General features: G+C 65.7%; 10 protein-coding genes. 5 read left to right on the top strand and 5 right to left on the bottom strand.

What is annotated here, in order from left to right; all coding sequences use genetic code 11:
* Positions 1-20 precede the first annotated feature (20 nt).
* Positions 21-3,782 (top strand): glycosyltransferase, encoded by a 3,762-nt coding sequence (locus tag ACZCAH_RS14175; RefSeq protein ID WP_464341701.1) that lies wholly within the window; start codon positions 21-23, stop codon positions 3,780-3,782.
* Between the two features lie 70 nt (positions 3,783-3,852).
* Here the strand turns inward: ACZCAH_RS14175 and wecB are convergent, their stop codons facing one another.
* From wecB to ACZCAH_RS14160, 3 genes are all read right to left on the bottom strand, one after another.
* Positions 3,853-4,917: a non-hydrolyzing UDP-N-acetylglucosamine 2-epimerase gene (wecB, locus tag ACZCAH_RS14170; protein ID WP_464341700.1), complete on the bottom strand. Its 1,065-nt coding sequence runs from the start codon at positions 4,915-4,917 to the stop codon at positions 3,853-3,855.
* A gap of 38 nt (positions 4,918-4,955) precedes the next feature.
* Positions 4,956-5,102: a hypothetical protein gene (locus tag ACZCAH_RS14165; protein WP_464341699.1), complete on the bottom strand. Its 147-nt coding sequence runs from the start codon at positions 5,100-5,102 to the stop codon at positions 4,956-4,958.
* Between the two features lie 142 nt (positions 5,103-5,244).
* Positions 5,245-5,553: a hypothetical protein gene (locus tag ACZCAH_RS14160; protein ID WP_464341698.1), complete on the bottom strand. Its 309-nt coding sequence runs from the start codon at positions 5,551-5,553 to the stop codon at positions 5,245-5,247.
* A 301-nt stretch (positions 5,554-5,854) separates the two neighbouring features.
* Here ACZCAH_RS14160 and ACZCAH_RS14155 point away from each other — a divergent pair, with 301 nt between their 5' ends.
* The 3 genes from ACZCAH_RS14155 to ACZCAH_RS14145 all read left to right on the top strand — a co-directional run bounded on the left by ACZCAH_RS14155 (position 5,855) and on the right by ACZCAH_RS14145 (position 10,313).
* Entirely contained in the window at positions 5,855-7,132 is a 1,278-nt protein-coding gene (locus ACZCAH_RS14155) for a glycosyltransferase (protein ID WP_464341697.1), read from the top strand.
* Between the two features lie 3 nt (positions 7,133-7,135).
* The gene (locus tag ACZCAH_RS14150) at positions 7,136-8,914 is read left to right on the top strand and encodes a hypothetical protein (protein ID WP_464341696.1); all 1,779 of its coding nucleotides are present in this window, start codon (positions 7,136-7,138) and stop codon (positions 8,912-8,914) included.
* Between the two features lie 73 nt (positions 8,915-8,987).
* Complete coding sequence (locus tag ACZCAH_RS14145) at positions 8,988-10,313, top strand: D-glucuronyl C5-epimerase family protein (protein WP_464341695.1); 1,326 nt, start codon at positions 8,988-8,990, stop codon at positions 10,311-10,313.
* Here ACZCAH_RS14145 and ACZCAH_RS14140 read toward each other — a convergent pair.
* Positions 10,276-11,781 (bottom strand): hypothetical protein, encoded by a 1,506-nt coding sequence (locus ACZCAH_RS14140; RefSeq protein WP_464341694.1) that lies wholly within the window; start codon positions 11,779-11,781, stop codon positions 10,276-10,278. The genes ACZCAH_RS14145 and ACZCAH_RS14140 overlap by 38 nt on opposite strands.
* 269 nt (positions 11,782-12,050) lie before the next feature.
* Entirely contained in the window at positions 12,051-13,112 is a 1,062-nt protein-coding gene (locus ACZCAH_RS14135) for a hypothetical protein (protein WP_464341693.1), read from the bottom strand.
* Between the two features lie 230 nt (positions 13,113-13,342).
* On the opposite strand from ACZCAH_RS14135, the gene ACZCAH_RS14130 reads away from it, so the two are divergent.
* Positions 13,343-13,463, top strand: a 121-nt coding sequence (locus ACZCAH_RS14130; RefSeq protein ID WP_464341750.1) for a hypothetical protein, incomplete at its 3' end; no start/stop codon positions are given.

Raw genomic sequence — 13,463 nt, 5'->3', positions numbered from 1 at the left:
TCAAGGAAGAGGGAGGACCGATGCGAGCGAAGCTGCGGATGGTGGTGTTGGGGGCGGGTGTGCTCCTGGCAACGCTCATCGTTCTGCTGATCGGTACGGCGCTTACCGGATCCCAGGCCTGGGCAGTGGCAGCGGGTGGCGCGGGTCTGCTCTCCGCAACTCTTCTGCTGTTCGGCGGGTTGGTGGGCGTCAGGCAGTTCACTCGGCTCAGCGACCACGCCTCGACGCTCAGACGGAACCAGCAGGCACAGATCGATCGTGCGAAGTCCTTCGAGGAGGAGACGATTGCGACGACCGCTCGAGTCGGCGCAGAGGCCACGAACGCCAAGGCCGTGAGCAACCAGGCGGTGATTGCAGGGGCCGCGAACGTGGACGCGGTGAAGGCACTCGAGGTTCAGATCACCCATCTCGAGCGCGCAGTGGAGGACCTCGAGCGACGCGTCGCCGAGGGGGTCCCGACAGCGGTCCGCGAGGAGTTGGCACGCCTGGAGGCGACCGACCGCGACCAGTCGGCCAGGCTCGAGGAGACCTGGATCTTGGGCACGGAGCTCGCCTTCCAGTTGGGGCGCAGCCCGCGTTCCTTCCTCACTGTCCGACAGGCGACCGAGCTGTTCCATCACAGGCTCGAGAACGACCAGCTGCTCGAGGCGGCACCGCTGATTAGGGCGTACAAGCTGCTCGAGCGGCTGGATCTGGGCACCCTCCGTTCGCTGCATCGCTACTACAGGAAAGCTGGTTACTGGGACCTCGAAGCGAAGGTGCTCGGCCAGGTCGTGGAGAAGTCCGGTCGGCCGGGCGACCGGAAGGCTCTGACTGCCTTGCAGCGCGAGATCGCGGTGTTCTCGAATCCGGCAAGTGTGGTAGCGGATCTACCGGCTTCTCCGGCGTACAACACGTCGGGCCCGATCCTCCATGTCGTGGGCAGGGTGTTGCCCGAGACGCAGTCCGGCTTCACCCTCCGCACCCACTACACGGCTCGGGCGCAGGCACGACGTGGCCTGCCGGTCGCTGTCGTCGGGCAGTCCGGGATCGTCGAGGAGACGGCGCGGGAAGCGGTCCCTTACAGCATTGATGAGGTGGACTACTACCGGCTCCCGGGGCAGCTGCGCCGAGGCGTCCCGATCGATGATTGGCTCCGGCACGACATGGAGCAGCTCGCGAAGTTGGTGCGCAGGATCCGCCCGAGCGTTCTCCACGCGCACTCAGATTTCCAGAATGCCTTGCTGGTTCACGCCGTGGGAAAGGCATACGGGATCCCCACTGTGTATGAGACGCGAGGGTTCTGGGAGGAATCCTGGCTGACTCGCACCATCTCGGCGAACGGTTGGGGCGCGCAGGCGGAGCGACTCTTTGCCACCTATGGTCGCCCGGCGGCCTACCAGCTGAGGCAGCGGGCGGAGACGGTCGCCCGCGACCTCGTCGACCGCAACATCACCCTTGCCGCGGCCATGAAGTCGCACATCCTCGAACTCGGCGGTGGGACGCTGCAAGATGCGCAAGTCGCCGTGGTCCCCAATGCAGTCGATCCGGAGGAGTTTCCCGTCCAGGAGCGAGACCCGGATCTCGCTGCGGATCTCGGGATCCCCGAGGACGCCGTGACCATCGGGTACATTTCGTCGATGGTCGAGTACGAGGGTATCGACACCCTCATCGACGGCTTCCGCATGGCGGCGAGCAAAGTCTCCGTACCTGTCCGCCTGCTGCTGGTCGGGGGCGGGAAGCACTTCGACGCGCTCCAGCAGCATGCGGAGAAGGTTGGGGCTCAGGACATCGTGTTCACTGGTGCAGTCCCGCACTCGGACGTGCTGCGGTACTACGGGCTGATCGACATCTTCGTGGTGCCGCGACGGAAGTCCTCCGTGGCAGACCTCGTCACCCCGCTGAAGCCCTTCGAGGCCTTCTCGACCGGTCGTGCTGTGGTGCTCTCCGACGTCGATGCGCTGCAAGAGATCGCCGACGCTTCTGGCGCAGCGGTGACGTTTCGAGCAGGCCATCACCGGGACCTCGGCTGGAAGCTCATCGCGCTCGTCAAGGACCCGCAACGTCGCCGGACGCTCGGTGTCCGCGGTGCACGCTGGGTCCGGGCCCAGCGCACCTGGGAGCACAACGTGAGCACCTACTACGGCATCTACCGGGAACTCGGCTACCGGGGTCCCGCTGCGGGCGACCTCGAGGAAGAGCACCGGCGGGGACGGACGGAGGAGTCGACAGAGGGCCCCGCCCTCCCGTGTGGGGCTCACGCGGACACGGCTCTCCCGGCGGGAACCGACCAAGGTGCCGCCAGTACGGCGGTCTCGACTTGGGGAAAGACGAGCCTCGAGGACGTCGCAGCCGCGGGGCGGAGCAACGGACGACGCGCGGTCGTCGTCGCGATGAAGCCGCAGATCGCCGGAAGGATCCGCCGGAACATCATGACCCTGCTGGACCTCGGGTACGAGGTCACGGTCGTCAACTCCACGCCGCGGACGGATTTCTTCCAGGGTCTCGAGCATCCGCGGCTGTCCGCGGACTTCGTCGATGTGCGCTCCATGGCCGTCCGGTATCAGGACCGGATGACTCGCAAGAAGAACGAGCGCCAGGTGAAGTGGGACCGGCAGAAGAAGGCACGTGCTCAAGCGGCCGCCTCCCCTGCGTGGGAGGCGCCCAACTGGATGAGCCGCGACCTCCCGGGGCTCGACCTAATGCGCGAGGGCTGGGCTTCGGAGCCCGTCCGTGCCACACGGGAGAGGGTCGGGGAGTGCTCGTCCATGGCGGAGAGGCGCTGGCGAAAGTCCATGACAACCGCCCGGAACAGGCGCGATCTTACGATCCGGGACCAGCTCAAGCACGTCCACCTCATCAACAGGTTTGTCGAGTTCTGGTGGCTCTCCCCGGATCGGATCGCGGCGCACGATCCCGATCTCATTGTGAGCTCTGATCTGCCGGGGCTGGTCGGGGCGAACATCGCGGCCCGCCGCCTCGGGGTGCCCCACCTGCACGACTGCCATGAGCTGTATCTCGAGAGCACCACGCTGCGCCCGTACGAGCGCAGGGTGTTGTGGCCCGTCGAGAAGAAGTACCTCAAGCAGGTGGATTCGATGGTGGTGGTCAACGAGACCATCCGGGACGAGTATGAGAGGCGCTATGGGGTCCATGGCACCGTCCTGAGGAATGCCGCCCCCGCGGTCGCCGAGGAGGTCCGCAGCAACCCGATTGACCTCCATGCCCTCGTCGGGCTCGATCGCGGCGCGAAGATCGTGATCTACCAGGGCGGTCTCGTTCCCGGCCGTGGCCTCGAAGTCTGCATCCGAGCGGCGGAGCTCTTCCCTTCCGGGGCGCATCTGGTGCTGATCGGCAAGGGCAAGTCGCAGGAGGAGCTCGCCGCGCTGGCGGCGAAGCTCGACGTCGAGGACCGGGTGCACTTCCTCCCAGCCGTGGAGCCCGGCGAGCTACCCGCCTACACGGCCGGTGCGGATGCCGGAGTGATCCCGTACCAGCCCGTGTCGAGGAACAACGAGTACGCGCTGCCGAACAAGGCCTTCGAGTACCCGGGCGCTGGGATCCCGTTCATCGCCTCGGATCTGCCGGAGCTCCGCCGGATCGCGGAGCGGCACCGATGCGGGGAGGTCTACGACCCGTTCGACCCGGTGGCGCTGGCGGATGCCGTGGCGCGCGTGCTGGACCCGGCCCGGTACGACGAGTACCGCCGCAGCGCAGAGACTTTCGGCAGAGAGAACACCTGGGAGGTGGAGCGCAAGATCCTCATCGGGGAGATCGACCGCATCTCCCGGCGCGGCGCGTGAGGGATCTGCTCAGCGGATGAGGGTCCAGATCACCTGGGCGGTGCGACGCTGCGCGCCGCCCGGTTGACGTTCAGGCCCGCTCGCGCAACGCGTCGACGCTGCGCAGGGCGGCGGTGCCGTCGCCGTAGTGGGCCGTGCGGTCCGCGGTGGGGCGGGGTCGGCCGACGGCCGCGGGGAGGTCGGCGGGATTCGCGACGAGCTGGTTCCAGCCGTTCTCGAGGGTCTCGACCCATTCGGTCTCGGTGCGGACGGTCGTGCAGGGCGTGCCCAGCAGGTACGCCTCCTTCTGCAGGCCGCCGGAGTCGGTGACGACGGCGCGGGCGCGCTGCATGGCGGCTACGAGGTCCGGGTAGGCGAGCGGCTCCCCCACGTGGACGGCGCCTCCGGCGAGGTCGATGCCCGCCTCCTCGGCCTTCGCCACGAGCCGGGGGTGCGCGAAGAGCGCGAGCGGCGTGTCGAGGGACTGCAGGCCGCGGACGATCGCGCGCAGCCGCTCGGGGTCGTCGGTGTTGTCGGCGCGGTGGATCGTCGCGACGGCGAAGTCCGCGGCGGGGTCGATCCCCTCGGGGAGCCGCAGCGGCTGGTCCCAGACGGCGGCAGCGACGCGCAGGCAGACGTCGGTCATGACGTCGCCGACGACGACCGTGCGCTCCGCGAGGCCCTCAGCGGCGAGGTGCTCGCGGGCGACCTCGGTCGGCGCGAGGAGGAGGTCGGCGGCATGGTCGGTGAGGACCCGGTTGTGCTCCTCGGGCATGCGCCGGTTGAAGGAGCGCAGGCCCGCCTCGAGGTGGGCGACCCTGAGGTGCATCTTCACCGCGGAGAGCGTGCCCGCAAGGGTCGAGTTGGTGTCGCCGTAGACGAGCACCCAGTCCGGACGGTGCTCCTCGAGCACCTCGTCCATCGCGGCGAGCATGGAGCCGGTCTGGCGGCCGTGCGTGCCGGAGCCGATGGCGAGGTTCACGTCGGGGGCGGGGATCCGGAGGTCCGCGAAGAAGACGTCGCTCATCGCGGCGTCGTAATGCTGTCCGGTATGGACGATGACGTGCTCCACGTCGTCCCGCTGCGCGGCCGCATCCGCGATCGCGGCGAGCTTGACGAACTGCGGGCGAGCGCCCACGACGGACAGGATCTTCATGATGGGTCCTCGGCGGAGAGTAGGGGTGACCGGCTGGATCAGCAGGTCAGGGGGGATTGAGTCGCGGTCCCCGCATCGAAGACCACCGCTCCGTTCTTGATGGTGGTGAGAACGTCGATCTCGCGCAAGTTCATGGGGGCTGTTGCCAGTGGATCCGCGGAGAGGGTCACCAGATCCGCCCGCATCCCCTCGCGAATCTACCCCTTGGTGTCTTCCTACCCGTACTGGTCGGCGGCTTCGTCTGTGACCGCGCAGCGCCTCTCAGACGCTGATCCGCTTCTCGGGGCCGAAATCCTGGCCGGTGCGGCTGATCCGGTTCACGGCCGCCTAGATCGTCAGCAGCATGTCCGGGGGAGTGACCGCGTAGGCGCAGCCGGGGCCCGCGTTCAAGCCGGCCGGCTCGTAGAAATCGCTCATCCAGACCGAGCGGGCCTGCGGGGAGCCGTCGAGGATCATCTTGTACCCGCCGAGTCGCAGCGGGTCCCGGTTGGCGCCGACGAAATCGGGATGCTCGTTGCCGTACCCGTCCGGCGGCCCCTCGGAGAAGCGCCCGGAGCGTCCGCTCTTGGGGTCCGGGGTGTCAGTGATGAGTCCGGCGCTGTCCGCGGGGGTCGAGCTGCCGACGGCTATATGCATGCATCGGTGTAAAGCGAAGACGAGCTGGAAAGGGGGTTGCGTCGCCTCGATTGCACGCTCACATGTAAGCTTGCCGGAGTGTCGCTGGGCTCCTCGTCACAGCGCCGCGTCTCTCGTGGAGAGCGTTCGATAGTGTGCCTCGATTCTGGCCGCGATGCTTGGTGAGCCATGCGAATCTCGGCTGGCGACGGGTGCTGCAGTCTACGTGCACACGTACTCGAAAACCCAATACGATCGGTAGAATCAGAGCGGCCGGCCGACCGAGTCGCCAACCGTGTTCCTCACCTAGGAGAGAAGAGCCATGCGTATTGCGGCCGTCGTCCACAACGGGGTCAAGCATGACGCACGAGTCCTCAAGGGGGCAGCGTCCCTCAAGGCTCAAGGACACGACGTGCGACTGTTCGGGCTCACCGCCGACGAGTCCGAGGACTTCGTGCTCCCGAACGGCATCCCGGTCCACCTTCAGCACAGAAATCTGTCGGATCTGAAGCCTCGCGTCGAGCGCGAAGAGCTCCCCAAGGGGCGTGTGAGCTCGATCTGGACGTCTTTCCGGATCCAGGGTGAGACCGTCTTCGAGAGCGTGAGATCGACGTTCGTGCCGGACACCGTCCATATGCACGATCACCTGACCCTCACTGCCGCTGCGTTGTATAAAGAAGCGTTCGACGTGCCGATTATCTGGGACGCTCATGAGATCTATGAGGACCTGGCAAGTATCGAGCCCGAGCGTGCCACGGTGAACTCCCGCATCATCGCCGACAACGTTCAGTACGTCGATGGCTTCATCACGCTGAACCAGAGCATCGCCAACTTCTACCGTGAGAAGTACGAGGCCCTGCCCGAGGCTGTCCTGGTCCCCAACGCGGTAGAACGTGTCGCGCAGACCAAATACGACGGTCGTCTGCATGAAGCTGCTGGGCTGGAGCCGGATCAGAAGATCCTCCTCTTCCAAGGCGGTTTCTCGCCGCATCGCGGCATTTCGGCGCTACTCGAGGCGTCGAAGCTGCTGCGGGAGGACTGGTCCCTGGTGTTCATGGGTTGGGGAAAGCTTGAGGAGAGCATCCTTGAGTACGCCGATGCTGAGACGGGCAGGCCCGACGGACGAGCACGGGTGGCAGCCGTCCCCAGTGCACCTCACGACGAGCTCCTGAGCTGGACGGCCGGGGCGACCCTCGGCACGATCCCTTACGAGAACACCGGTCTCAATCATCTGTACTGCTCGCCTAACAAGCTGTGGGAGTACCCTGCGGCCGGCGTGCCGATCCTGGCGACCGACATGCCGGAGATGGAGAAGCAGATCAAGAAGTACGGGATCGGTGTCACGGTTCCCATGGCCCTCGACCCGGCGCAGATCGCCGACACGGTCAATGGCCTTGGCGACGCCGATCTCGAGCGGATGGCGGTGAACTGTGGGAACTACGCGGCCACGGAGAACTGGCAGAAGTACGAAGCCCGGCTCATCTCGCTGCATGAGCGGGTCTCCGGTGCGCAAGAGCACGAGGAGCAGGACGCCGCACCAGCGAAGAATGCGTTCTCGGCTCTCTGGTTCAGGATCGTCGACTTCTTCCGGGGGCGGTGAACTATGTCGAGCAGCCAGTTCATCCTTGCCTACGCCTGTGATCGCTCGGAGGAGATGTCCGGAGACGAGCTCAACGTCCGTTGGGAGTCGGCGACGCGCCACCTCGAGGGAGTCGCGGCAACGGACCTTGTGCGCACGACGGTCGGTGACGGAAGGACAGGCTTCGCGGTATGGCAGCACACGCGCGAGGTCGTGGGCTGGCCGATGGTCGCCACGCGGGACGGTGAAGCTGCCGGATGGCTGCACATCCCGGCCGCTGCGGGGCGGCCTGAGGACGGCGTCGATGCCGTTGACCTCGCGCGCGGACTCACATCCGGTGCGATAGACCGGGTGGAGATGGGCGCTCCCGCCGCGGCATTTCACTGGTCATGTGAGGGTCTCCGCATCGTTAACGACCGCCTGGGAATGGTGCGTCTTTACGAGATCGTCGTGCCGAACTTTGGCACGGTGTGGAGTAGCAGGCCCGGACTCGCGCACGTATTCGGCGGGATAAAGCCAGCGCTCACCCATTCGACGTGGAACGATATGGCGACTTTGGGGTGGTCCTCAAATGGTGAGGCACATTTGGGTAACGGAAGGCAATTGCCGGCTAGCACCGAGATCCACGCGCGCGCGGACGGAACGGTGACGTCGTGTTGCGATCGGAATGAGTGGATCCGATCGACTATCGAGGGTGGAGTTCCTTCCCTAGCCGACGCGGGGCAGGGCATGGTCCGCTTCTTGGGTACCGCGGCATGGTGGCAAGGGAAGCCTGTCGCCGACCTCTCCGGCGGGAAGGACTCGAGGGTCACGGCGGCTGCTGCTATCCGTGCCGGCGTCATAGACACCGTCCGCACCGTCAATACGGACACGGGCGAAGTCGCGACTGCTCGTAGACTCCTGGGCCTCGCGGGCGATCCTGTCAGTCACCGCGTGGACGATGTGGTGCAGCCAAAAAAGCCAGAAGGCTCGGCGATGGACCGCTATATCTCGATGCAGATAGCGTGGGAGGGGGCGTACAACGCGCGGTCGGCGTATCGCTCCAGGCCATTCGTGGGGTTTCGCCCTTCGACCGCGCCGCGCATCAACGGTCTCGGTGGAGAAGCTGTCCAAGGAAGGACAACGCTCAGCCCAGCCTGGGAGAAGAAGTTGACGGGTCAGGGTGCAGAGGCGGGGCTGGAGCGACTTGCGCAGATGGTCCGGACGGGCGGAGGCGGTGTGGAGAGAGAGTCAGTCGAGAGCTCAGTGACTTCGACTCTTCGTCTCGCAGGCCAGTCCGCTGGGTTGGGCCTTTCCTCCGCCTTCAATGTGGTCGACTTTTTCTACCATTTCAGCAAAATGCCGTTCTGGTCGATGCCGCAGGCGACTGGAAGCACACTCCTCCCGTTCTACTCGCCGGAGATGCTCCCGCGCACGATGTGGGCCATTCCGAACTCCATGGCGGAATACGGACGTCTGCACCGAGACCTTCTGCGGGAGCTAATGCCGCAGTGGGCTGACGAGCCGTTCTACAAGGGCTCGGCCAGGACGCGTGCGACTACTTGGATGTGGGAGAACGCGGACTGGGAAGGAATCGAGCCCCTTGTCATGGAAGGGGCGGCGGCGCTGGAGACGTTCTCCCTTGAGGAGATCGAGCAGCTCGTGGGCCAAGTGCATGACGGAGGTGGGAACGGGCGTCACGAGATTGCCTTCGCTCGAGTACTGTGGGAGATGAGTTTCCGGGAGTATGCGGACGAGATCGGTCGTCAGGCAGCCGCGACATCGCGGGAAGTCGAGCGTATACGCACCGGCATTCAGACGTGAGCATGGATTGCACCGCGGATGGCGTCGCGATCTCGCAGTATTCCTGACATTTCCAGTGAGAATGAGGTGAGCCGTGACTTCTGAAATCGAGTACATCACGAATGAGGCGGAGGTCGGGCTCCCCCCGCTTCAGTCGTCCCGGCGGACGGTGTGGAACTACTATCGAATCGAGTTCCTGCCCCACGGGTACCCGGGTCGACGCACGGGCGACGTGCTGTACGCCCACCCGATCTACGGCCCGTATGTGATCGCGGACTACATCGCGCAGTACCGACGGACGAAGGACGAGGTGTTCCTGGAGGCCGCGAAGCACGTCGCAAGCGCTGCGGTTGAGCAGATGACCGCAGTCGGAGACGGCCTGGCGTTCCTCTACAGCCAGGACAAGACCGCGGTCTCCTCGAGATCGCATACGTTCTACAGCGGTCTGACGCAGGCTCGCTACATCGAGTGCCTCAAGAATCTGGTGCAGCTGCCCGACACCGAGAGATTCCAGGAGCCTCTCTCGCGGGTCCTGAATAGCCTCCTCGTCCCGGCTGAGGAGGGAGGCGTGGCGCGTTACACCGATGACGGGGGGCTGATCATCGAGGAGTACCCCTCGCTCGCGCCCGACTGCACCTTGAACGGTTGGACGACCGCCACAGTCATCCTCCGCGACTATGCGCGGCTCACCGGTGATGAGTTGGGGTGGGAGATCTTTCGGAAGTCCGTCCGCGGGCTTGAGCGGCTGGTTCCAATCTATGACGTGCCTGAGCTGGCCAACTCCCGGTACCGTCTCACCGGTGTCGCGTCGATCCAGGTCGCGGCGAAGGGGGCCGATCTCGAAGTCGTCGACTGCGAGGTTGAGATGCCAGGCAGCGGTACCTTCTCCGCGAAGGACGTGCGGGATCCCGCGGGCGAAGCGCTGAAGTCGGGCCCAAGGCGCGTAGCCGAGGGCAATGCGGAAGCGCTGATCCTGTCGCTGAGTCGTCTGACCTGGCCCACGCCGAACACCGTCCATCTCACGATCCGCGCCTCCGAGCCGGGCGAGGTGATGCTCGGCATCGGCGATGGCGAGTACTCCCCCATGTCGAAGGATCTCCCCGTCTCTTCCTTCCGAGAACTCGCCACGGTGCCGGTCGAGGCCGGTGAGAACCGGGTCTCAGTGGCGATTCCCTGGAATGATGCGGAGCTCGTCTCGTACCCGACGGGCTTCGGCAAGGCGCTTGCCGGCCGGCAGTTCAATCAGTACCACTGGATCCATGTGGACACTCTCGGGAAGATCGTCGAGGAGACCGGCAGCGACATTCTGGCATATTATCGCGAGAAGTGGCTGCGCTACCCGGAGAAGTGGCCCGAGATGCCGCAGTACCAGGACGAGCGGATCACTCTCGAGCGCTTCGATCCGAAGAAGCATAAGTAGGAATCCCCGAGTTCATCGCGAGGATCTCTGCGGACGAGAGGACGGTGGCGCCGAAGATCTCCGTGGGAGGGTGCCGGTAGGCCATCGAATTGATGCGCCGCTTGATCGTCGAATCCCAAGGGGCCAGAGCGCCCCATGCGCCGACGTAGGTGTTCGACTGGCCCAGCCGGGGAGCGTCGAGGGGATCTTGGGCCAACCAGCGGACGGTCGGGATTCTCTGGTGCGCTGCCAGGTAGTGGCGACGGAATGAGAGGGCGACGGTGTGCAGCTCCTCGTCGGTCACGAGCTGGGGGGCGATCGCTCGCCACTCGAGGAGCGCCCTAACCCTGAGCGTGGCGTGCGAGCTGTCCTCGGCGCGCTGGACGGGAGGGATCTGACGCTCCTCCAGCGGCTCGTCCCGCGTCACGCCCGCGAAGGTATCGCTGTCGACCGGGTAGTAGTACCAAGGGTGCTTGAGATGTCCGGCCTGATAGGCGTCGATCTCCGAGAGGAAGCGGTGCGCCAGGGAGCTCCCCAGGCGTCGGAATCCCTTGTCGGAGTATCTGCGCCCGAGGATCATGAACGAAGTCGCCGCGTCGACGACGTGGTTGTGCGGCAGCTCGAGACCCAATCGACGCGACGGAAATGCTGGCACGGTGATATACCACGTCTGGCCCGAGCGGACTCGAATCTCATCATCGTGAAGCAGGAGGGCACGGCGCGCAGCGGTGTAAAGCTCCTCGGCGGAGATCTCAGAGGCGCCGGCGGATTCTGGGGAGCGCTCGATCTCCTCAGCGACGCTGAGCAGTGATCTGGCGATCATGCCGGAGTGGACGAAGTGGGCTCCTCGCTGAGGCTCGATGTGCCATTCCCCTCCAGGGATGAAGGAGAGGTCGATCGGTGCGGGCAGTCCGCGGATCAGCACCGAGTGGATCGAGCTGCGTCTGGCGAGCACATCGGGCAGGTAGTCGTTGCAGGTCGGGTCGAGTGATCCCTCGAGGGACGACCAAGTCCCGCCGTCGCTGCGGTAGGAGCGGATAATCGCCGTGGTCGGGCTCGGACGCTCGATGACGATGCGGTCCGATGCAGCCTGGACGCTGATCGGTGCGCCGCCGACCGAGCCCACGACAGCGGTCCCTGCGGTGTAGCGAGGGCCTGAGGACCATGCGGGAACGATGCGGCCCCGCCAGTTCTCGAGCCCACGTGCCTCATCGGTCCGCTCGACCACGTGCTGTGCCCAACGTGCAGCGCGGCGAAGCTGCTCGACGTCTCCGGTGACCCGCCAGGTGAGAACGGCAGCGCGGATCAGAAGTGAGATGTCCCAGGTGAAGTGGCCGCTCTCATTGGAGCCGTATTCGGGGTCGGAGCCGACTGCCTCGTCCATGGTGGCGAAGGCCTCGCGGACGAATTCTTCGCTCGCTGCACGCACGTCGGCTATGCGATGGCTCTTCGGGCCCGCAGTGCCGGACGCGACGGCGTCGTGGTCCATCGAGCTTCCCCCTTTGGTCGAGAGCGGATGATCCGCTCTGGAGCTGGACGACAGTTACTTGGTCTGAGGCCTTCTGATCATTCTGTGACGTAAGGCGCGCACTTCGACGACGCCGTGAGTACTTCGCGCGAGGAACGGACGCTGTGCGTGATCCGCAGCCATCGCCACTTCGTCCAAGCTTGCCAAGTAAATCGATCTCTCGTGATGGGTGCCGACGAGTGCTGAAGTCCTGGGGAGCCTATCGTCGAAATCTGTGGACCTGGGCCGGATCAGGTTCCCGTCGTGATCTCGCTGTCCGTGCCGTCGGCATGGACGACGAACGGGGTGCCGTCGACGCTCTCCACTTGGACGTTGAGGACGACGCCCGAAGCGTCCTCCGGCACCAGGTCTGCCATGTGCGCCTGCCGCAGGGTCCACGGGACGTGGTGGGTGCTGTAGTCGATGGACAGGGTCTCGTCCCAGTAGGTCGTGGTCGACGCGATCTCGCCGTCCCCGTCGAGCCATCGGGCGATCACCTGGATCCTCGCCGTGGACGATTCCTTGCCGGTCATTGCCTCCCGGCACTTGTTCGCGCCGTCGCCGTCGCGGGACCCGCCGACCACGGTGCACGAGGTCAGTCGCACGGTTGAGCTCATTTGGTCGAGCGATGACGGATTGTCAATACGTCGGCTCAAGATGGTCTTCGTCGTACCGGGCGTGAAGAGGGTGGCGTCCTCGAGGCGGTGCAGGGCGGGGACGTGTCCCCGGGCCCCCGTCTCCGCTTCGAGAGAAGCCCGGAGGGAGGTGGATGCGAGCACGCCGTCCGCGCTCTCGGCGAAGGTGGCCGAGGCAAGCAGTTCGCACTCCATCGACTCGCCGGTCTCGACCGTCAGGGCCTGGCCCGACATTGAGCCGCCTCGGGAGACGAACACATTCGTACTTACCGTGACGGAGGCCTGCATCTCCACGAGCTCGTCGCCGCTGTGGCACTCGACTCGCCCCGAGATCATGACTGCATGAGCGGTCGAGGTCGGGACCCCTTCGGCGGTGAGACCGAAGTGCAGCAGTGCCGGTCCGGTGGTGTCCGCTGGGACCGTCACGCTTGCGACCACTTCAACCTGAGCGCCGAAGGACAGCGGGACCGTGCTCGTGCTGCTCGCCGGTCCGGTGGATGAGGTGCCGGGCTCCTCGGAGGCCTGGTCGTCGGAGCCGGTGAGCGCCAGTGTACAGAGCACAGCGACGAGGACGAGCACGAGTGAGTAGGTGGCCAGGCCGATCCATCGCACCCTCCGGGAAGGGCCGGTGTGCGGCTCGTCGGCCTCCTGGTCGAGGCCGGGGAAGATGTCACTCACGACGCTTCACAGTAGCGAGGGAGCGCTGATCGGCTCAGTTCGCTCATGGTCGTGAGGCGGCGCGAGGGGCCGGCGGGCGGGACCTCCGGTGAAACAGCCGGTGAACACCGAGTAGTGAGCAGCGAGTCCCACGGGTGATGAAGGTCCACGTCGGGGTGGTGGGGTACGGGGATCACGTATCGTCTGGAGTGCGCCATCCACGCCATTAATCTGTCATCGAAAGGCTCACCGTGAAGACTGCTGTTGTCGCTCTGGGGAAGATTGGCCTGCCGCTGGCCGTGCAGTTCGCGGATGCGGGCCACGAGGTGATCGGCGTGGACGTGAGCGCCCGCCAGGTCGAGCTGATCAACC

The organism is Brachybacterium sp. B718/18 (genome assembly GCF_055454375.1).
Note: the sequence above shows the minus strand (reverse complement) of the source record. Positions and strands in the feature narration are given on the sequence as shown.